The organism is Allofournierella sp. (genome assembly GCF_048388525.1).
Classification (GTDB): domain Bacteria; phylum Bacillota; class Clostridia; order Oscillospirales; family Ruminococcaceae; genus BQOK01.
In genome coordinates, this window is sequence record NZ_DBGCTQ010000002.1 from 1 (window position 1) to 20,516 (window position 20,516).

Annotated in this window: 17 protein-coding genes; 9 read left to right on the forward strand and 8 right to left on the reverse strand. The window is 64.0% G+C overall.

Annotation, left to right across the window (positions count from 1 at the left end; translation table 11 throughout):
- The 3 genes from ACMLHZ_RS00160 to ACMLHZ_RS00170 all read left to right on the forward strand — a co-directional run.
- Positions 1-1,142 (forward strand): putative DNA modification/repair radical SAM protein (locus ACMLHZ_RS00160; protein WP_418665796.1); only part of this gene is annotated, 1,142 nt, incomplete at its 5' end.
- Positions 1,121-1,879 carry a TIGR03915 family putative DNA repair protein gene (locus ACMLHZ_RS00165; protein ID WP_418665797.1) on the forward strand — a complete coding sequence of 253 codons (759 nt, stop codon included), beginning with the start codon at positions 1,121-1,123 and terminating at the stop codon, positions 1,877-1,879. The genes ACMLHZ_RS00160 and ACMLHZ_RS00165, both read left to right, overlap by 22 nt.
- A 133-nt stretch (positions 1,880-2,012) precedes the next feature.
- The gene (locus ACMLHZ_RS00170; RefSeq protein ID WP_418665798.1) at positions 2,013-2,675 is read left to right on the forward strand and encodes an alpha/beta fold hydrolase; all 663 of its coding nucleotides are present in this window, start codon (positions 2,013-2,015) and stop codon (positions 2,673-2,675) included.
- 151 nt (positions 2,676-2,826) lie between these two features.
- On the opposite strand, the gene ACMLHZ_RS00175 is transcribed toward ACMLHZ_RS00170, so the two are convergent.
- Complete coding sequence (locus tag ACMLHZ_RS00175) at positions 2,827-3,378, reverse strand: DUF3658 domain-containing protein (protein ID WP_418665799.1); 552 nt, start codon at positions 3,376-3,378, stop codon at positions 2,827-2,829.
- 412 nt (positions 3,379-3,790) lie between these two features.
- Between ACMLHZ_RS00175 and ACMLHZ_RS00180 the strand changes: the two genes are divergently transcribed.
- From ACMLHZ_RS00180 to ACMLHZ_RS00190, 3 genes are read left to right on the forward strand one after another with little or no spacing between them, the layout of a single operon-like run.
- The gene (locus ACMLHZ_RS00180) at positions 3,791-4,324 is read left to right on the forward strand and encodes an RNA polymerase sigma factor (RefSeq protein ID WP_418665800.1); all 534 of its coding nucleotides are present in this window, start codon (positions 3,791-3,793) and stop codon (positions 4,322-4,324) included.
- Complete coding sequence (locus ACMLHZ_RS00185; RefSeq protein ID WP_418665801.1) at positions 4,305-4,679, forward strand: hypothetical protein; 375 nt, start codon at positions 4,305-4,307, stop codon at positions 4,677-4,679. The genes ACMLHZ_RS00180 and ACMLHZ_RS00185 overlap by 20 nt, the downstream gene beginning before the upstream one ends.
- Positions 4,676-5,494, forward strand: coding sequence for a zinc ribbon domain-containing protein (locus ACMLHZ_RS00190; protein ID WP_418665802.1), 819 nt, complete (start codon positions 4,676-4,678; stop codon positions 5,492-5,494). The genes ACMLHZ_RS00185 and ACMLHZ_RS00190 overlap by 4 nt, the downstream gene beginning before the upstream one ends.
- 62 nt (positions 5,495-5,556) lie before the next feature.
- Here the strand turns inward: ACMLHZ_RS00190 and ACMLHZ_RS00195 are convergent, their stop codons facing one another.
- Entirely contained in the window at positions 5,557-6,984 is a 1,428-nt protein-coding gene (locus tag ACMLHZ_RS00195) for a phospholipase D-like domain-containing protein (protein WP_418665803.1), read from the reverse strand.
- A 190-nt stretch (positions 6,985-7,174) separates the two neighbouring features.
- Between ACMLHZ_RS00195 and ACMLHZ_RS00200 the strand changes: the two genes are divergently transcribed.
- Entirely contained in the window at positions 7,175-8,536 is a 1,362-nt protein-coding gene (locus tag ACMLHZ_RS00200; protein ID WP_418665804.1) for an alanine/glycine:cation symporter family protein, read from the forward strand.
- A 132-nt stretch (positions 8,537-8,668) separates the two neighbouring features.
- Positions 8,669-9,148 carry a DUF5662 family protein gene (locus ACMLHZ_RS00205; RefSeq protein WP_418665823.1) on the forward strand — a complete coding sequence of 160 codons (480 nt, stop codon included), beginning with the start codon at positions 8,669-8,671 and terminating at the stop codon, positions 9,146-9,148.
- Between the two features lie 91 nt (positions 9,149-9,239).
- Here ACMLHZ_RS00205 and ACMLHZ_RS00210 read toward each other — a convergent pair whose 3' ends face one another.
- Positions 9,240-11,279, reverse strand: a complete 2,040-nt coding sequence (locus ACMLHZ_RS00210; RefSeq protein ID WP_418665805.1) for a M20/M25/M40 family metallo-hydrolase — start codon at positions 11,277-11,279, stop codon at positions 9,240-9,242.
- 325 nt (positions 11,280-11,604) lie between these two features.
- Between ACMLHZ_RS00210 and ACMLHZ_RS00215 the strand changes: the two genes are divergently transcribed.
- Positions 11,605-12,981, forward strand: a complete 1,377-nt coding sequence (locus ACMLHZ_RS00215; RefSeq protein ID WP_418665806.1) for an MATE family efflux transporter — start codon at positions 11,605-11,607, stop codon at positions 12,979-12,981.
- A 122-nt stretch (positions 12,982-13,103) separates the two neighbouring features.
- On the opposite strand, the gene ACMLHZ_RS00220 is transcribed toward ACMLHZ_RS00215, so the two are convergent.
- From ACMLHZ_RS00220 to ACMLHZ_RS00240, 5 genes are read right to left on the reverse strand one after another with little or no spacing between them, the layout of a single operon-like run.
- Entirely contained in the window at positions 13,104-14,153 is a 1,050-nt protein-coding gene (locus ACMLHZ_RS00220; protein ID WP_418665807.1) for a type IV pilus twitching motility protein PilT, read from the reverse strand.
- Between the two features lie 29 nt (positions 14,154-14,182).
- The gene (locus ACMLHZ_RS00225) at positions 14,183-15,865 is read right to left on the reverse strand and encodes a GspE/PulE family protein (protein ID WP_418665808.1); all 1,683 of its coding nucleotides are present in this window, start codon (positions 15,863-15,865) and stop codon (positions 14,183-14,185) included.
- A gap of 26 nt (positions 15,866-15,891) precedes the next feature.
- Positions 15,892-17,985 (reverse strand): type II secretion system protein, encoded by a 2,094-nt coding sequence (locus ACMLHZ_RS00230; RefSeq protein WP_418665809.1) that lies wholly within the window; start codon positions 17,983-17,985, stop codon positions 15,892-15,894.
- Positions 17,986-18,021: 36 nt separating this feature from the next.
- Complete coding sequence (locus ACMLHZ_RS00235) at positions 18,022-19,029, reverse strand: type II secretion system protein (protein ID WP_418665824.1); 1,008 nt, start codon at positions 19,027-19,029, stop codon at positions 18,022-18,024.
- Positions 18,992-20,479, reverse strand: coding sequence for a hypothetical protein (locus ACMLHZ_RS00240; RefSeq protein ID WP_418665810.1), 1,488 nt, complete (start codon positions 20,477-20,479; stop codon positions 18,992-18,994). The genes ACMLHZ_RS00235 and ACMLHZ_RS00240 overlap by 38 nt, the downstream gene beginning before the upstream one ends.
- Positions 20,480-20,516 lie beyond the last annotated feature (37 nt).

Sequence of the window (20,516 nt, forward strand, 5' to 3'; positions counted from 1 at the left end):
GCAAGTATTGTCCGAGTCGTGCTGCGAACGAGAAGGAAAGAGCAACATTTACCCCGGAAGAGATTTGCAGGCTTGTGGTGGAGTTTTATCGTCGGAATTATATTGAGGGGCTGTTTTTATCCAGCGCGGTGCTGGTGAACCCGGATTATACCACCGAGCGCATGATCCAGACCCTGGAACTGCTGCGGGGGCACTACCGCTTCCGGGGATATATCCATGCCAAGGCGATCCCCGGGGCGGACCCGCTGCTGATTCAGCGGCTGGGCCTTCTGGCCGACCGCATGAGCGTGAACATTGAGCTGCCCAGCGCCCAGAGCCTGGGGCTTTTGGCGCCGGACAAGGGCAAACAGGCAATTCTGGCGCCCATGAAACAGATCGCACTGGGCCAAAAGCAGAACAAGCAGGAGCTTGCCCTTTACAAAAGCACCCCCAGGTTTGCGCCCGCGGGGCAGAGCACCCAGATGATCGTGGGCGCGAGCCCGGAGAGCGACCGCCAGATTTTAAAGCTCACCGAAGGGCTGTACCGCAAATATGAATTGCGGCGGGTGTTTTTTTCGGCCTATATTCCGGTGGCGGCGGACGCGCGCCTGCCCGCGCTGAACACCGAGCCGCCGCTTTTGCGGGAGCACCGGCTGTATCAGGCGGATTGGCTGCTGCGCTATTATCATTTTCAGGCGGACGAGATTTTGGATGAGGAAAACCCGAACTTCGACCCCTGCCTCGACCCAAAATGCAACTGGGCCATCCACCATTTGGATCAGTTCCCGGTGGATGTGAACCGGGCGGAGCCCGAGCGGCTGCTGCGGGTGCCGGGCATCGGCCCGCGCAGCGCAAAACGGATCACGACCGCGCGGCGGGCCGGGGCGCTGGGGCTGGCGGAACTGAAACGCATAGGGGTGGTGCTGAAGCGCGCGCAGTACTTTATCACCTGCAAGGGGTTCACCGGCGCTTCCGGCGGGGGCAGCCGGCACCGCATTGCGGCGGCGCTGCTGGACCCCCGGGTGTTCAGCGCCCAGGGCGAACAGCTGAGCCTGTTTGCCGCGCCGCTGGCAAAGCAGCTTGCCGGGGCGGGGGCGGCGCCGGAGCTTGCGGCGGCGGCTGCGCGGGAGGAGGCGGTAAAATGTATTGCGAGCAGGATGTAGTGTACCGGTATGACGGGAGCTGGCAGGGGTTTTTGTGCTGCATCCACGAGAGTGTGTACCACAAAACCATCCCCTTTGCGATCCTTCCCTGGGACGAGCCCTGCATGACCCTGTTCCCCGAGCAGCCGATTGAGACCGAGCCGGAAAAGGCGCGCCGGGTGAGCGCCAGCTTTTCAAGGAAAATGGGGTTCGGCGCCCGGGAGCTGGTGATGCAGGCGTTTTTGTGCGATGAGGCGAACAAGGAGCTGGCGCTGCTGAGGTTTTTGCTGCTGGGCTACCAGGTGGGACCGCGGGTTATGGCCATGCTGGGGCACGCGGACGTGGCGCCGGTGCGCCGGATGGAGCAGCAGGTCACCCATGAAGCGCATCAGTTCACCGGCTTTTTGCGCTTTGTGGATTATGGAAGCTTTTTGGGGGCCTGCATCACCCCCAAAAGCTACGTGCTGCCCCTGCTGCGGGCGCACTTTTGCCAGCGCTACCCGGAAGAAAATTTTGTGATTTATGACCGGACCCACCGGGCCGCCCTGATTTACCAGGATCATGCGGCAGGCTACGCCCAGCTTGCCGAGCCGCCGGCGTTTCCCCAGGTGAGCGGGGAGGAAGCGGGGTTCCAGGCCTTGTGGAAGCAGTTTTACAAGACCATTGCCATCGAGGCGCGCAAAAACCCCAGGGTGCGCAGCACCCACTGCCCCAAGCGGTATTGGGTGGATATGCTGGAATTGCAGGGAGAGCGCTGACCGCCGGCGCGTTTCGTGCTATAATAACGGCAGGGGTACGATGCGTGTGAGAAAGGCGCGCCCCGGCCTTGCCGGGCGGCAGAAAACGGTTTGCGCACTTATGGATCGGAGAGCTGAAAAGGGGGTACTGAGAATGTTTGTAAAGGTAAACGGCCTGAAACTGTTTTATCAAAGGACCGGCAGCGGGCGGCCTTTTGTGCTGCTGCACGGAAATATGGAGGATCACACGATCTTTGACGTGCTGGTGAGGGAGCTGAGCCGGGAGTACACGGTCTATGCGCTGGACAGCCGCAACCACGGCAAAAGCGACAGCGTGCCCTTTTTGGATTATGGCGAGATGGCGGAGGACGTGGCCGGGTTTATTGCAGCCCTGGAGCTGGAAAGGCCGCTGCTCTACGGCTTTTCGGACGGGGGAATCATCGGCCTGCTGGTGGCCGGCCGGTACCCGGACCTTTTGAGGAAACTGGTGGTGAGCGGCGCCAACCTGACGCCGCAGGGGGTCAAGCCGCTGCTGCGGGCGGGCTTTAAGCTGGCGTATTGTTTCAGCCGCAGCGAAAAGCTGGAGCTCATGCTCACCCAGCCCCACATCACACAGGCCATGCTGAAACGCATCAAGACGCCGACCCTGGTGCTGGCGGGCGAAAAAGACCTGGTGACCGAGCGCGAAACCCGCGCCCTTGCCGCCCATATCCCGGGGGCAAAGCTGATGATCCTGCCGGGCGAGGGGCACGGCAGCTATGTGGTGCACAGCGACAAGCTGTATGCGGCCATGGAGCCTTTTTTGCGCGGGGAGTGAAGGGATAAAAGGAGGGCGGAGCGCCGGCGCTCCGCCCATTACAGAACAAAACGTGCATTGCCAACAAAAAGGCGCGAACCCCAGGTTCGCGCCTTTTTGTGTAAAACGATGCGGACGGCGAAAAGAAGGAGGCTGCCGCCGCAGTGCCCCCTTACACGGCGGCGCACTTTTGGAGGGTGCGGCGGTAGACAGGCATGTTGGCGGGCGCTTCGCTCACCACCCGGAGCGTGCCGGCGCGCACCAGTTCCTCCACCCGCAGCGCAACCCAGCCGTCGCTGACGCCGAGTTCGTATTTGCCCAGGACGCGGCCGATCAAGGCGGCTTCCTGGAAGATTTCCCCGGCCGCTGCGAGCTCGCGCCGGATGAAGGGGTCGTAAAAGGAGGCGGGCACGCCCACCAGCCGCCCGTTGAGCACCGCCCGCAGGGGCGCGTTTTCCCTTTGCGGCTCGGCCCAGTGCAGGGCGCAGCAGTGGATGAATGCGGGCAGCGCGGGGGGTTGCAGGGCAAGATATCTGCCCCATTCGCCGGGGGAAACGCTGCCCCAGCCTGTTTGCCGCACCAAATTTTGCTGGTGGTCGAAGTGCCAGGCGGGCAGTTTGACCAGCGAGACCGGCCCGCACCCCCCGCCCAGGCTGTGCAGCTGGGCCATCAGCCAGCACAGGCCGCAGGCTTCGTCCGGCGCGTCGCTGTACCAGACGCGCACCGCCTCGCCCGCGGCCGCCGCGGCCTATGAACGCAACGCCGCAGGCACCGCTGCGGTAAGGCCCTTTGCCCCAGGGCTGCGCCAGTTTTAAAGAGCTGCAGGCGCTGCCGCCAAAAACGACTTCGACCATGCTGCACCTCCTTTGTGCCACGGCGCGGGGCCGGCCGCCCCGCGCTCTTTCAGACTTACTGCAGCACACGACGGGCTGTTTGGCAACCGCGGGGGAGAGGAGGAAAGCGCCCTTTGCGGCGCGCCGGCCCGGAAGAAGGCCCACAAGGGGCAAAAGGGCTGCGCAGCGCGGGCAGGGCCACAGGAACATAAAAAATTAAAAAAACGGGAACCTTTGCCCCGCACACGACGATTACAGTGCAGAGGGCAGCCCCCACATCACAAACGAAGGAGTGAGAAACGCATGCAGGCACCCGACGTATCCGGCCTTGTGGACCGCTACGGCCCCGAGATCTACCGCTACTGCCGCCGGCTCGCAGGGTTTGCGCCGGACGCGGAGGACCTGTACCAGCAGACCTTTTTGCGGCTTCTGGAGCTGCCCGGGGAGCTGGACGAGGAGCAAAACCCCCGCGCGCTGCTTTACAGCGTGGCGGGCGGGATCTGGAAAAACGAGGCGCGCAAGCGCGGGCGGCGGGCGGCCATTGCCCAGCCGCTGGAGCTGGACGACGAAAACGCGCCGGAACCGGCGGCCCGGGAGGACACCGAGGCCACGGCGCAGGGCAGAGCGGAACGCGCCGCTTTGCGGGCGGCGGTGGACCGGCTGCCCCTGACATACCGCGTGCCGGCCCTGCTGGCCTACGGGGCGGAGCTGCCGCTGGAGGCCATTGCAGGCATTGAAAAGCTGCCCCTGGGCACGGTGAAAAGCCGGCTGCACAGGGCCAAACAGATGCTGAAACAGGAAATGGAGGCGCAGGGCTATGAACGACAGAAAATTTGACGCGGCGCTGAACGCCGCCCTGCAAAGCAGCGAGAACCCGCCGCCCGAGCTGGACGCGGTGCTGAAAGCAAAGCTTTACCAGCGCCAGGAGCAGCTGGAGGGCGAGGGAGCCCAGCGGAGGGTACGCCTGTGGTGGCTGCCCATGGTGGCGAACCTGATCGTGTGCGGGGTGCCCGCGGCGATCTTTGCGCTGCCCATTATGCCCCTGGCCGCCCACCTGGCGGCGTTTGCCCTGGGCTGGCTGGCAGTGGGGGGCGTGGTGCTGACCCTGGTGGGGCTCAAATGCTCCGACTTAAAAGAACAACTCACCTTGGTACTGCCCGCGAAGGGCAAGAAGGAGATACGAGGATCATGATGATTGCAACATTTGTTTTGGGGTTCGTTCTTCTGGCGATGGTGCTGATGCTGGTGTTTTTGGTGACAAGCTGCGTGTGGCTTTACCAGGATTCGCGGCTGCATGGCCAGGAGCCGGTGCTGTGGGTGCTGATGGCGGTGTTCGCCAGCCCCATTGTGGCGCTGCTGCTCTACTTTATCTTCGGGCGCAGGAATACCGTGGACCCCTGCCCGGCCTGCCAATACCCGGTGGCGCGCTCGGCCCGGTACTGCCCCAACTGCGGCACCGGGAACCCGGCCTTCGGCGAGCGGCCCCCCCGGCGCAAGCTGAGCGGCGTGGGCAAGGCGGCCATTGTGACCGGAGCCGCGGGCATGGTGCTGCTGCTGTGCACCTTTGTGGGGCTGATCGTGTTCAGCATTTCCGAGACAAGGGGCGCGGTGGGCGCGATGCAGGTGGCGGGAAGCTCGGTGGGGCTGCCCATCACCAGCACCTGGAAGCCCGAAGTGAACACCGGCTGGGTGATCATGAACAGCGAGAACCGGCACAATGGCGTGTGGAATTTTTATATGAGCAAAACCAGCGATGGCTACCACACCAGAAGCGAGTTTGACCTGGACGACGGGCAGAGCCGGACCCTGATGGCGGCGGTGGAGTGCGAGGGCGAACGGCTGGACCTGGAGCTGATCCAGGACGGGGCTGTGGTGGAAACCTATACCCTGAGCGGGGCGGAGGGCACACAGGAGCTCTCGCTGGCGCAATGTGAGCCGGGCACTGTGGTGCTGCGGCTGGTGAACCACGGCGCCGAACAGATCCACGGCACCCTGTGGGTGGAATAAAGAGAGAACGAGAGCGCCCCCGGCGCGGCAGGCCTGCCGCGCCGGGGGCGCTTTTTGTATGGTTACATCAGATGCCGGATCAGCGGGGCCACGAGGCGCATGAGGCTGTGGAGCACCCGCTTGACTGCCGGGTACTGGGGATAGGGGAAGGCCGGGCCGTATTCAAAGCCCCCCTCCGCCAGCGGAACGCGGCTTTGTGCCATCTGGCCTTCGGCGCCCGCGCGGAGCTGCGCGTTGAGTTCTTTGCAGTCCACCGCAAGCATGAGCTCGGTGTCCAGGTAGGTGCTGCGCATGTCCATGTTATACGAGCCCACAAGGGAGAGCCGGTCACCCACCAGCACGGTTTTGGTGTGCATGGAGTGGGCGCCGCTGAACTCGTACACCTGCGCGCCGGTGGCCAGGATATTTGCCTTTTGGTTCAGGTAGTCGGTGCAGCCGAACAGGTTTGCCCCGCTTTCCACCGCGTTCGTTATAATGCGCACCTGCCCCGCGCCTGCGCACAGCGCGGTCAGCTCGCCATACATTTCGGAGCTGCAGATGACATAGGGCGTTTGGATGACCACGTCGCCCGCCCCGGCGGCAAGGCGGGTGATGGTGTGCCAGACCCAGGGCTCCTTGTTCACCGGCCCGGCCGGGTTTGCAACCAGGGTGACCTTGTTGGCGGCCAGGGTGAGGGGGGTGAGGTCGGGCAGCGCAAGACTTTGACCCAGCTTTTCTTCCAGGCCGCTGTAGCGCTGCGCCAGGTCCGCGGCGGCCTGGCGCACCGTTTTGCCCGCGTGTTCGCAGGTGTAAGGCTTTGTGCAGCCCAGCGCCCAGACCCCTTCAAAATAGGTGCGCAGCTGGGCCAGCGAGCTGCCGGGGGCGGGAGCGGTGTTCCACACCAGGAGCTCCCGGTCGATGTTTTGGCCCTGCACATAATCGCCCAAAAACAGATCAAAGGTGTTGCGCCCGCCCAGCAGGAAGAGGGAGTCGTCGGCAATGAGATACTTGTCGTGCAGGCGGGTTTGCAGCTGCCAGGGCAGCGCGGGATTTAAAGGCGCGTATACCTTGACGTCGGCGTTCGGATGTGCGGCCAGGGCCTTGAAAAAAGCGTTTCCCGTCAGGTTTTTGAAACCCGACAGGCCGTCGATGAGCACGCGCACCTTTACCCCCCGGTCCGCCGCCGCCAGCAGGGCGGACAGCACGTCCCGGCCGCTCTCGTCTGCATGGAACTCGAAGGTGGAAAGGATGATTTCGCGCTGGGCGGCCCCGATGAGCCGCAGCCGCCAGAGCAGGGCGTCGGAGTTGCCGTCCACACAGGCGACCCGCTCGCTGCCGGGGGCGGCGGCATAGAATTGAGTGGAGGCAAGCTGGGCGGCGTATTGTGCGCCCACCGGCTTGTGATGCACAAAGGGCAGCGCGGTGCCCAGAATAAGATAGGCTGCAAGCAGGGCGGCGGTCCATGCAAGCAGGCGCCGGCGGCGGGATGGGCGGGGTGCGGAAGGTTTCATGACAGGGGCCTCCTTGGGGCGATGCGCCGCCCGTGATGGGATATAGTTCAGTTATACCGCGCGCGCAGAAGAAAGTCAACGCGTGCGGCGCACACCTTGCAGGCGGGGTGGGGATGTGGTATACTTCTGTAGAATGTTCGCCGCCCGGCTACAGGCCGGGGCGGCAGTATTTGCGAGGAGGGAACCGCCCATGCAGACCCTGACCCAGGTGGTGAAGGCGTGCAGCGACTTTTTGTGGGGAGTGCCCATGCTGGTGATGCTGTTCGGCACCCACTTGTTTTTGACCGTGCGGCTGCACTTTGTGCAGCGGCACACCTTTAAAGCGATCCGGCTGAGCGTGACGCCGGACAAGGGCAGCGAGGGCGAGGTGAGCCAGTTCGGCGCGCTGGCCACCGCGCTGGCCGCGACCATTGGCACCGGGAACATCATCGGCGTGTCCACCGCCATTGCGCTGGGTGGCCCCGGCGCGGTGCTGTGGTGCTGGCTTACGGGCGTGTTCGGCATTGCCACGAAATACGGCGAGTCGCTGCTGGCGGTAAAATACCGAACCCGCAACGAAAAGGGAGCCATGGTGGGCGGCCCCATGTACACCATTGAGCGGGGGCTGCACTGGAAGTGGATGGCGGTGCTGTTTGCCGCCCTTACGGTGGTGGCCACCTTTGGCATTGGCTGCACGGTGCAGAGCCACGCCATCAGCGATGTGGTGCACACCACCTTTGGCGTGCCCATGGCGGTGAGCGGCGCGGTGGTTACCCTGCTGTCGGCCGTTGTGATCCTGGGCGGGGTGAAGGCCATCGCTCAGGTGTGCGAAAAGCTGGTGCCCTTTATGAGCCTGTTTTACATTTTGGGGTGCCTGGCGATCCTGGCAATCAACTGGAACTTTTTGGCGCCGGCGCTGGCGCTGATCGTGAAAAGCGCGTTCAGCACAAGGGCCCTGGGCGGCGGTTTTGTGGGCGGAGGCGTAATGGCGGCCTGCCGTTACGGCATGGCCCGGGGGCTGTTTTCCAACGAGTCGGGCCTGGGCACCGCGCCCATTGCGGCCGCCACGGCCCAGACCAAAAACCCTGTGCGGCAGGCCCTGGTGTCGATGACCGGCACCTTTTGGGATACGGTGGTGGTGTGCGCCATGACCGGCCTTGTGGTGGTGAGCAGCATGATGCGCGACCCGGCGGCCTTTGCGGGCGCGGGCGACGACGCGATGACCCGCCTTGCCTTTGCAAACCTGCCCGGCGGGCAGTATGTGCTGACCCTGGCGCTTTCGGTGTTTGCCTTCACCACCATTCTGGGCTGGAGCTTTTATGGGGAGAAATGTGTGGAGTACCTGTTCGGCGGGCGGGCGATCACGGCGTACCGGGTGATTTATCTGGCAGTGCTGTTTTTGGGCACGGTGACGAGCCTGGACCTGGTGTGGAACTTTTCCGATTTGATGAACGGGCTGATGGCTTTTCCGAACCTGGTGAGCGTGCTGCTGCTGAGCGGGGTGATCGTGAAGGAAACGCGGCGCTACCTGTGGGAGGGGCGGCTGGACGAGGCGAGTGAGGAAACGGTGTGACCCCGGCGGGCAGACGTGATATAATAAAAGCCGGGCGCCGCGGCGCCCGGCTTTTACAAAAGAGGGGGAAAGAATGCCGTGAACAAACTGTGGGGGCATTTCAGCACCATCACCCACCACAAGTGGCTGGTGATGAAATACTGCTTTAAGCTGGGGCTGTATCGGCAGGGGCTGTGCCATGACCTTTCAAAGTACACGCCCGCCGAGTTCTGGCCGGGGGTGAGATATTACCAGGGCGACCGGAGCCCCAACGACGCCCAGCGCCAGGCCGAGGGATGCAGCACCGCCTGGCTGCATCACAAGGGGCGCAACCGGCACCACCTGGAATATTGGATCGATTACGACCCGGCGGGCACCGGCACCATGATCGGCAACGAGATGCCGGTGCGGTATGTGGCCGAGATGTTCTGCGACCGGATTGCCGCCAGCCGGACCTATTTGAAGGACGCCTACACCGACGCTTCACCCTGGCAGTATTACGAGCGAGGGCAGGCGCATTACCTGCTGCACCCCGCCACCCGCCGCCTGCTGGAGCGCATGCTGCTGCTTTTGCGGGAGGAGGGCGAGGAAAAGGCGTTTGGGACCATCCGGCGGGAGATCCTGCAAAAATGAACCCGGCCGGGGCCTTTGGCTCTGCTTTCAACAACAAAGCTGCCGCCCTGTGGAAAACCACGGGGCGGCAGCTTTGTTTGAAAAACAGAGATCACACGGTAGCGGGTTGCTGCTCTGCGGCAGGCGCTTCGCTTTGCGGCTGGGGCTTTTCAGCCGCAGGCTTTTTGGCGGCCGGTTTTTTGGCCGGGGATTTTTTGGCAGGCGCCTTTTTGGCCGCGGCCTTTTCAGCCGCAGGCGCCTTGGGAGCGGCCTTTTTGGCCGCAGCTGCCTTGGCGGCGGTTTTTTTGACAGGGGCCCCGGCGGGGGATTCGGGGGCTGGCTGCTCTGCGGGCTTTGCCGCGCTTTCCGCTTTGGCGGCGGCCTTTTTGGCCGTGGGCTTTTTTGCCGGGGCCGGGGCGGGAGCGCTCACGGCGGCGGCCTGGGCCCCGGCGGGCGCGGGCTGGGCGGCTGCGTTTTCGGCCTTTTCAGGGGCCGCTTTTTCGGGGGCCGCCTCGGGGGCTTCGACAGGAGCCTTTTGCTGTGGGGGGGCCGGATCAACGGGAACGGACGGCGCCTTTTCGGGGGCCGCAGGGGGAGCGGACGGCGTTACCGGGGCCTGCGGGGCCGGTGCGGCGGGCGCTTCGGCCTTGGGGTCGGCGGGCTTTTTGGCCGCGCGCCGGGGGGCCTTTTTCTCGGGCAGCTTGCCCGCCCAGCCGGTGAGCACTTCCTTGTAAAAGTCCACCGCGGGGGGCAGGGCCATTACCGAGATGTTTTCATCCAGCCCGTGAATGCTGGCATATTGCTGCTTGTTGATCTCCAGAGGGGCAAAACGGAGCGCGTTGTCGGTGACTTCCTTGTAAAAGCGCGCGTCGGTGCCGCCGGTCATGATGTAGGGGGTCATGGAATAGCCGGGGTAGATCTTCTGCATGGTGTCTTCCAGCAGGCGGAAGGGCGCGCCCTCGTAGCTGGCCTCCGGCGGCGGGTCGTCCTGATAGATGACCTCGGCCTCGAGCCCGAACTTTTTGGCGAGCCTGCAGATCAGGGGCACGCTTTCCTTGGTGGGCTGGTGGGGCATGCAGCGCATGTTGGCGGTCACAAAAGCCTCCTGCGGCAGCACGTTCAGGCCGTCTGACCCTTTGGCGGTGGTAAAGGCGCAGGTGGTGCGCATCATGGCGCCCGCCAGGGGGTTCACCTTGGGCAGCAGCACCGTGAGCAGCGGCTCGAACAGCCAGAGGTTGCCCAGTAAAAGGCGCATGCCGAAGTTCATGTTGGGGGCCATGCGGCGGAACATCTCGCGCAGGGTGGGGGTGAAGCGGGCCCGGAAGGGATTGTGCTTTTCCACCCGGCAGATGAATTTTGCAATGCGCACCAGCGCGGTGTTGCGGCCAGGGGCGCTGGCATGGCCGCCGCCGCTTCTGGCGATGAATTTAACGTCGGCATAGCCCTTTTCCACCACGCCGACCACGCCGTAACGGCCTTTTACGCCGGCCATGGGGCTGTCCATAATCATGCCGCCCTCATCCATCAGCATGCCCAGGCGCACGCCGTGCTCTTTGAGCCAGGCGGCGGTGGCGGGGGCGCCGTCGCCGCCCCATTCCTCGGTGCAGCTGGAGGCGAGATATACGTCGCACTCCGGCTTCCAGCCAGCTTTCAGCAATTCCTCCGCGGCCTGCATAAAGCAGTACAGGCTGCCCTTGGTATCCACCGTACCGCGGCCCCAGACCGAACCTTCGGCGATCTCACCGGAGAACGGCCCGTGCTGCCATTCGCCCTCTGCGGGAACCACGTCGTGGTGGCTCATGAGCAGAATGGGCTGGGTGGTGCCGGGGTTTGAGCCGGTGATCTTGAACAGCAGGCTGCCGTTCAGGTCGATCAGTTCGGCCCGGCGGTGCAGGGTGGGGAATTCCTTTTTCAGCAGCTTGTGGAACCCGCCGAACTTTTTGCGGTCTGCCTGCTGAAAGTGGGACTCCGTTTCGCACTGCACGAGGCGGGAGAGCCCCTCGGCATAGCCCTGGGCCCGGTCGAGGTCGCAATCGGGGAATTTGGCCCGCACGGCGGGGGTGGGCTTCATTTGAAGCGTGCGCACCACCGCGACCAAAAGCAGCACCACAAGGATCGCCAGCAGCGCAAGCAGGATCCATACAAGGATCATAGAGAAATGCCTCCTTCACATCATGTTGGCCCGCGGGAGCGCCCGCATGGCCCATTGCTCCAGTATAAGACCCAGTATAGCACAAAACGCGAGGTTTCGTACAGCCGTTTGCAGGAACTTTTTGCGCTTTTTTGGCAGATGCGAGGGGGAAAAGTTTGTTTTGATTTTCACAGCCCGATCCCCCTTGACAAAGCGCGCGGTAAGGCGTAATGTGTAGAATTGCCACAGGCCGCAGCGCGCCCCGCAAAAGGGCGTTTTTGGCGCGGCGGATCCGGCCCGGCAGGGGCTTTTGCGGGGAAAGAACAAAGTGAGCGAGGGAGCACCGATGCAGAACAAAATCACCCAGGGCGTGATCTGGAAACAGCTGCTGCTGTTTTTCTTTCCGGTCTGGTTCGGGACCTTTTTCCAGCAGCTTTACAACACCGCCGACGCGGTAATCGTGGGCAATTTTGTGGGCAAGGGGGCGCTGGCCGCCGTGGGCGCCACGGCGGTGGTGCTGAACCTGCTGGTGGGCTTTTTTGTGGGGCTTGCCAGCGGGGCCACGGTGATCATCAGCCAGCGGTACGGCGCGGGCGACGCGGAAGGGGTGAGCCGGGCGGTGCACACCGCGGTGGCCCTGGCCCTGGCGGGGGGCGCCGTGATCATGATCGTGGGCCTTGCGGCCAGCCCCTGGGCGCTGCGCAGGATGAACACCCCCGAGGAGATCATGCCCCAGGCGGTGCTGTACCTGCGGGTGTGCTTTTTGGGCATGATCCCCAGCCTTATTTACAACATGGGCACCGGTATCCTGCGGGCGGTGGGCGACTCGCGCAGGCCGCTGTACTTTTTGGTGGCGGCCTCGCTGACCAACATCGCGCTGGACCTTTTGTTTGTGGTGGGGCTGCGCATGGGGGTGCTGGGGGTGGCGCTGGGCACGGTTCTGAGCCAGTGCGTGGCGGCGCTGTTGACCCTGGCCAGCATCACCGGGGCGGCCGCCTGTTACCGGTTCGACCCCAAAAAGCTGGGCTTTGACCCGGAGATCCTGGGGCAGGTGGTGCGCATTGGGCTGCCGGCGGGGCTGCAGTCGGTGATGTATTCGGTGTCGAACATTGTGGTGCAGGCCAGTGTGAACGGCTTTGGCACCGACGTGGTGGCCGCTTATACCGCCTACGGCAAGATTGACAGCGTGTTCTGGATGACCATGAGCTCGTTCGGCCTTTCCATCACCACCTTTGTGGGCCAGAATTTCGGCGCGAAGCGGTACGACCGGGTGAAGAAGGGCGTTTTGCAGTGCGCGGGCATGGCCTTTGCCGCCACGGCGCTGCTGATGGCGCTGGTGCTGCCGCTGGGCAGCTGGGTGTACCGCTTTTTTGTGCCGGACCAGACGGTCATCCACGAGGGGCTGCGCATTCTGCACTTTTTGGTGCCGGTGTGGCCCACCTATGTGCTGATCGAGGTGCTGAGCGGCGCGGTGCGCGGCACCGGCGATTCGCTGATCCCCATGCTGATGACCAGCTTTGGCGTGTGTGTGCTGCGCATCGTGTGGGTGGCGGCGGTGGCGACCCCCTTCTGGCCCAGCCTGAACGGCGTGCTGACCTGTTACCCCTTAAGCTGGGCGTTCACCAGCGTGCTGTTCCTGGCCTACTATTTGCAGGGGGGCTGGCTGCGGCGGCGCATCCGGGTGCAGGAGGCGGCCGAAACGGCCCCGGCGGCCGGGGGCTAGTGCCGCGCCGATGGGTATCCCATAAAATGAAAAAGTGCTCTTTGCGCGGCCCTGGCGGCCTGCAAAGAGCACTTTTTTTGGCAAAGGGGAGCTTTGGGGCACAAAGCGGCGCGGCTCCGCCGCTACATGTTCAGGTAGCCGTGGAATTCGTCCGGGTCGCTGGCGCGCTCGAGCGCGGCGGCGTAGTCTACCCGGCCGGCCTGGACCAGACGGGCCAGGTGCAGGTTGAGGGTCTGCATGCCGTCTTTCGCGCCGGTCTGCATCAGGCTGGGCAGCTGGTAGGCCTTGGCCTCGCGGATGAGGTTCAGGGCGGCGTCGGTGGCCACCAGGATCTCCAGCGCCGCGGTGCGGCCGCTGCCGTCCGCCAGGGGGAGCAGCTCCTGGGTGATGCAGCCCTTCAAAACGCCCGCCAGCTGGGTGCGCACCTCCTGCTGGATCTCGCCCGGGCAGGCGTTGATGATGCGGTCCACGGTGTTGGCCGCGCCGATGGTGTGCAGGGTGCTGAACACCAGGTGGCCGGTTTCAGCCGCGGTGAGCGCGGCCGAGATGGTCTCGAAGTCGCGCATCTCGCCCACCAGGATCACGTCCGGGTCCTCGCGCAGGCTGCTGCGCAGGGCGCTGGCAAAATTTTTGGTGTCGGAGCCGACCTCGCGCTGGTGGATCACGCAGCCCTTGGGGGTGTACATGTATTCCACGGGGTCCTCGATGGTGACGATGTGGCACCGGCGGGTGGCGTTGATGTGCTGGATCATGGCCGCCAGCGTGGTGGATTTGCCGCTGCCGGTGGGGCCGGTGACCAGCACAAGGCCCCGGGGCTGGTTTGCAAACATGCGCACGGCGGGGGGAAGGTCCAGGTCTTCCAGGGTGGGGACCTCGGGCCGAAGAAGGCGGATGGAGGCGCACAGATGCCCCTGCTGGCGGAACACGTTCACGCGCTGGCGGAGGCCGTCCGGGGTCTGCATGGAAAAGTCGGCGTCGTCGCCCGCATCGATGCGCCGGCGCATGAGGGGGGGCAGCGCGTCCAGGATCATGCGCTCGGCCTCGCCGGGGGCGAGGGGCGAGCCGTAGACCAGCTGCCCCAAATGCCGCATGGCGGGGGGCTGGTCGTGGGTGAGGTGCAGGTCCGAAGCGCTGTGGCTGCGGGCCGCTACAATGAGATCTTCCAGGGTCATGGCGAACGCTCCTTTTTATGATGGGCGGCTCAGTCGTCGGCGCCGTAGGTCAGGCGCACCAGCTCGGCGGCGTCGGTGACGCCGGCGGCCACCAGCCGGGCAAGGCCGCCCCGCAGGGTGGTGGCATGCTGGTGCTCCCGCACGTACTGGTAAATATCCTCGATGTCGCGTTTTTCGGAGATCATGCGGCGCATGGCCTTGTCGACCACGATCACCTCGTGCACCGCCACCCGGCCCTTGTAGCCGGTGCCGTTGCACAGATGGCACCCCTTGGCGCGGTAGAGCTGGGTGACGCCGGGGCCGAAGACCCGCTTTTCGGCCTCGGTGGCGGGTACCGCCTGGCGGCAGTGGGGGCAGAGCTTTTTGGCCAGCCGCTGGGCGATGACGCCCACCAGGCTGCTGGCCACCATGTAGGGTTCCACGCCCATGTCCTCCATGCGCACGATGGCGCTGATGGCGTCGTTGGTGTGCAGGGTGCTGAGCACCAGATGCCCTGTGATGGCGCTGCGCACGCTGATCTGGGCGGTTTGGCTGTCGCGCGTTTCGCCCACCATGATCACGTCCGGGTCCTGCCGGAGGATCGCGCGCAGGCCGGTCTCGAAGGTGAGGCCCGCGAGGTTGTTCACCTGCATCTGGTTGACCCGGTTGATGTTCTTTTCCACGGGGTCCTCGATGGTGACGATGTTGACCGGGCCCTTGACCAGCCGTTCCATCATGAGATAGAGGGTGGTGGTCTTGCCGCTGCCGGTGGGGCCGGTGATATAGACCACGCCGTGGGGGTTCTGCAGGATCGCCAGGCTTTTTTTATAGTTCTCCTCGTCCATGCCGAAGGTATCGGCCCGGTCGATGGCGGTGCTGGTGTTCAAAAAGCGCAGCACGCCCTTTTCGCCGTGGATGGTGGGGATGACGCTGGCGCGCACGTTCATCTCGAACCCCTCGATGGTGGTTTTGAAGTGGCCGTCCTGCGGAAGGCGCTTTTCGGCAATGTCCATGCCGGCAAGGATTTTGGTGCGGGCGATGAGGGGCTGGTGCAGCTGCAATTGCAGGGTCACGTAGTCCACCAGCTGGCCGTCGATGCGCATGCGCACCAGCAGCTTTTCCTCGTAGGGCTCGATGTGGATGTCGGACGCGCCGGTATTGTAGCCCCGCACAAGCAGGCTGTTGAGCAGCTTTACCACCGGGGTCTGGTCGTTTTCGTCCAGGTCGATGTCCCGCGCGAAGTCCTGCATCTCCATGGCGTCGGCGTCCACATTGGCCTGGGCCGCCGCATTTTTGGCCTCGACCTCGGCGTAGTGGTACTCGATGGCGTGCAGGATGGCCGCCTTGGGGGCCAGGGCCACATCCACGGGGAGGTTCGCCACCAGCTTTACATCCTCGATGGCATAGAAGTTCAGCGGATCGTTCATGACCACCAGCAGGTGGCCGCCCTGCACCGCCACCGGGATGAGGCTGTAGCGCGCGGCCAGGGCCTTGGGCACCTTGGCCACCGCCTCCTGCTGGACGGGGTAGGTGGCGAGGGGCAGGATCTCGAGATCGAGCTTTTGCCCCAGGGCGCTGAGCAGCTGGGCCTCGGTGATGGCGCCCATCTCGATGAGCACCTCGCCCAGGCGCTTGCCCTTGTTCTCTTTTTGCAGGGCCAGGGCTTGCTGGACCTGCTGTTCGCTGATGTAGCCGTACTCCACCAGCACTTCGCCGAGACGGATGTTTTTCATAGCGGGTCTGCCTTTCTGCGTGGGTTCTATTTTATAGCGATGGTCACAATGCTGGAAACGGATTTCCAGGCTGAGGAATTATTGGGCAGATAATCCAACGAGACTTCATAGGTTGCATTGGCTTGAGCTTTCTGCCGCCAAAGCCTGAGAGAAAAAATGGAATCGGTGGAAAGGGAGTAGCCCAAAAAATTATCATATACGCCTTCACCGGGAGGCAATATATTCCAGGTGGTTTCACCTTTCTCACGTATTTTCCAGCGCCATTGCCCAGAGTTTGCGGAATTGGTGATGGATTGAACGTCAAGAGGGGCGTAAATTTCAAATGGGTTGGTTTCGTCATAGGCGTTCACACTGACCGGGTCCCCGATAGGACCGGAGGAGCTTGTAAAGGGGTCTCCAGTGCTGACCGTAACCGACAAACGCGGCGAAAACCATTGCTCTCCCACCGTGGGAGCCTTGGGTGAACCATACCCCGCGAGGTAAACGCGCGCGGAGATATCGCCGAACTTTTCCTGGGGAGAGGTTGGCGCACGATCCAGTTCAAGTGTTGGAAAATTAAAGCGTACGGTGCCGTCCGCGCCGGCAATGGCCTTAACCGGAACCTCCGAAGGAGTCTTAAAAAGGCGATTGTAGTTCCAATTATATAACCAACCCGCGTTTTCGTTTCCGCTGGCAGCGGTGGAAAGAAGCGCGTTGTAACTTTTTAAACAGTCTGGCGGGGCGCCTTCGGGCAGATGGACGATCAACTGTGCAACAACATCGTTTCCCGCAATGGCAGAGAGGGTCTGCTTGGAAGTTTCCGCTGCATCCCGCCACACCAATTCAAAGGTGGAAGAATCGAAAGCCACAATGCCTGTTTCTGCATGATAAAGCTGCCCGTTTGTGTCGAGAGCCTCGAATGTGATGCGGCTGTAGCCCACCTTTTTTGTATTCATACTCATTTGAGCGTCCGGATGAGCTGTAATGCTTACGGTTTCCGGCATACTGCTTTTCCAGGTGATGGAATCCTGCCTGAAAGCTGCTCCGTTTTCCAAACGGGCTCTAAGCTGAAAGCCTGTATTGACCGGAATGAAAAAAGTTTGGTCGGCTGCATTGACCCAGTCTCCGGATACAGCGTTATACTCCATAAAGCAATTGCCGTTCTGGTTTTTCCAGACGGTAATGTCGCAATGGGCCGTGGCAGACTGTGGAACGCCCCCCACCGTGCAGGTGACCGTGAGGGTGACGGTGACGGGGCTGCCGGGATCGGTGACGGTTTTTCCGTTTAGATGCGCGGTGGGGAAAGAGCCGGTCTCCTCGTTGGTGACATCCAGATACAGGTCGCCGCCGGCGGAGACCGACCAGGTTGCCTTGCCCTTAGAGGCTTCGTCGACTCCCGCCGGCCAGGTGACATAGCCCCGCAGCAAGGCCTGTTCGCCCTGCTCCACTTCCATGCGAGCGGGGAGGGTGACGCTGAAAGCGGAAGGGCCGGGGGTGGGCTGGGGGTGGTCGCCGCCGGGGATGGGATTGAAATCTGGGAGCAGGCTGCCGCTCCCCTTGAAATAGATCACCAGCGGACCCACCCCCGCGGCGGTGCCGATGGTTTGGGTGCTGTCGAAGCCGTCGCCGGAGACCCAGCCGCCCACGATGCCCTCGGCCTGGCCGAAGCCGCCGCCCTCGAGGTTGGAGAGGGTCATGGCGGAGGTCTTGGTGTAAAGTGTCTCAGAGGAGCGGTTGTCGGCCAGGGCGACCAAAAGCTGGAGCTGGTTGCGGCTTTGGCCCATCACGCTGAGGGTGAGGGCACAATCCTCCTGGTATTCCAGGGGATACACGGCGGTGTTGTTGACCGTGAGCACGCCGTCCTTGCCGGCGCGGCTGACGGTGATCTTGTTCCAGGAATCGGGATCCGCCGGCTGATAAGCGCCCGCGTCGCCGATGTACACCCGCTCGGCGTTTTTGAGCAGGGAGGCGATGTATTCATAAATGGCGTCGCCCGCCTGGCTGGCGCGGGTGGAACGCTGGGCGGTGTAGGTGCCGTTCTGGGCCAGGGTGAGCAGGGGGGTGAGGGTGGCCAGCAGAATGCAGGCCATCACAATGGCCACCACCAGCTCGATGAGGGTAAAGCCTGCCTTGCGCTTCATGCCGGGCACCTCCTTTGGCTTTAAGATGGGCGGGGCTCAGGGCCCGAAGGTAACGCCCGCAAGCACCAGGCGGGCATAGGCTTTGTCCAGCCGCTGGGCCAGTTCGGCCCGCTCGGCATCGGTGAGGTCCCCGTTGGAAACCGGGCGGGAGCCGTCCCTTCTCAGGATGCCGGAAAAGTCCAGCCGCCAGTTTTGCACCTCCGCCTCGTTCAGCGAAGCGCTGAACAGGTCGGCGCCCGCGGGCACCGCGTACCAGCCGGGCTGCCAGGTCCAGGCGTGCGCCGGGGAGCCCTCGCCCTTTGGGATGGAGCTTACCGTGAGCGGGCCCGCCACATAAACGAGCAAAGGCTGATCGCTGCCGCTGGCCGGGGCGGCGGTGAGGCTGCCGGGCGAACCGCCCTTTTCGTAAGCACTGGAAATATCCCCTTGGCCGCCTTCGCCGCCGCGGAGATATAAAAATTCCTGCCGCAGGACCACCGAGACGTGCTGATCCACCCCGATGGCAGAGGCCGCCATGGCGGGGGCATAGCCCTCGCCCCCGGTGCTGCCGGAGGCGGAAAAGCTGCCGGGAAGCGCGGCGGCGGGCGGCTGGGGCGCGGCCAGCGCCAGCGGGTCGCCCGCCCCGGACGCGGGCAGGGGCTGGGCGGCCACCTTGCTTTGGGTGAGGGCAGACCAGTCCATCGTGAGGGGGTACCAGACCCAGACGCCCAGCAGGCCCCCCGCGCTGCGGGAATAGCTGCCGCTTGCAGTGAGGGCGGCGCTGCCGCTGTTGAGGGTCAGGCCGGCCGGCAGGCCGGAGCTTTGGGCGGTGCTGGGGTTCAGCTGGGCCGCCTGGTCCTGCCAGGCTTTGGCCTGCGCGCGCAGCTGCCAGGCGGTGTTCATCATGACCGCCAGCACCAGCGCCGCGAAGGCCAGCACCACGATGGCGGCCACCAGCTCGACGATGGTGAAGCCCTGCTTTGTTTGCTTTTTGATGGGGGCCGCCTCCCTTCGGGAAAAATCGGGGTCAAGAGAGCCGCTCGTACCCCACGACCCGCCAGGCATCGGCACTGTTGCCGGCGCTCACGGGCGTTTGATACTCGATGCGGCTGGGCTGCACAGCGTTGAGGGTGAGGGTGAGGGAGCTGCCGGGAGAGGAGGTAAAATCAAACTCGATCCCCTGCAGGCAGCCGTAGATCACGGCGCCGCTGGGCGCCTTTACAATGCTGCCCTTGGCCGGCCCCTGGCCGTAGACGTACAGATAAAAAGGACCGGGTCCCTGGAGATAAAGGGTGGCGTTTTCTTCCAGAATCACGAAAACGGCCGGGGCGAGGCCGGGGCCGGGGTCGGCGCCGGTGAGGGTGAGCATTGTACCGTATTCCACACGGTACAAAACGCCCTCGTCGGTGGCGGGGACGACAGCTTCTGTTTGATTTGCAGAAACGACCGTGGTGGGGATGCTGACCGGAAAGTTCGGTACAAACATGGGCAGAGGGTCCGCGCCGGAAAAGGGATCTTGCAGCGGGCCGCTCAAGGTCCTCCATTTGCCGGCGCCCTGGAAGGTAAGGGTGCCGGTGCGGGACAAGGCCGTTTCGGTGGTGAGGCGGCCGCCGCCATCGGCCCCGAACACGGTATATTCGCCCAGGTCCTGGGTGCTGCAATAAATGCTGCGGCCGCCCAGCAGCCGCACATCGCCCCGGCTGGAAACAAGGGGAGCGTACACATCGCCGCTGATCTTACAGCCGGGACCCAGCGCCGCGGAGGCGAGGGAATACACGTTGGAAAGGCGGTTTGCCGGGTCGGCCGGGGGGGCTGATGCGGACGGATCCGGCGTTTGGCCGCCCACCAGGGTGTTTTCGAGGGAGAGGGCCTGATCGGCCACCACCGAGCCGGCCACGCTGGAATCGCGCAGAGTGAGCTGTGCGCCCTGGACCGCCACGTTGCCGCCGGCGGTGAGGCCGGTGAGCTCCACGGCCCCGGCGGCGCCGTAAAGGTAAAGATCGGTGTCGGGGCCGAGGGTGAGAAGGGGCTGCTGGCCGGCGGTGAAGCGGCCGGCAAAGCCCGCGCCGAACAGGGTGTGGGGGTAAGCTTCGGCCTTTGCTTTTTGCAGGGTCAGCTGAACCGTTTCGCTTTCGCCCGCCACCGTGGCGGTGGCGGTAAGGCGCACCCCCTCGAAGGTCTCGCCCCCAAGGGAAAGAGCGCCTTCCTCGCCCTTCATCGTGATCTGGGCGAAGGTCTGGGCGGTCCCGCCCTGGGGGGTCACATCGAGGGTGTAGGAGGTCTCGGCCAGGTAGGGGCCGGGCGGGCTGCCGCCGGCGATGGCGTCGCCCACCATTTTAAGGGCGGCCACCGCCGCGTTGTAGGCGCGGTCGTTCTCGGCGCGCTCGAGGCTGCGGCGGTGCATGTTGTAGGCTGCCCCCAGCATGGCCGCCCCCAGCAGGAGCATGAGGAGCACGAAGACGATGGCCTCCAGCAAGGCGAAGCCCGGTTTTGCGCCGCGTTTTGCGGGCCGCATGGGCGCCGCCTCCTTTCTGAAAAGAGATCCGCCGAAA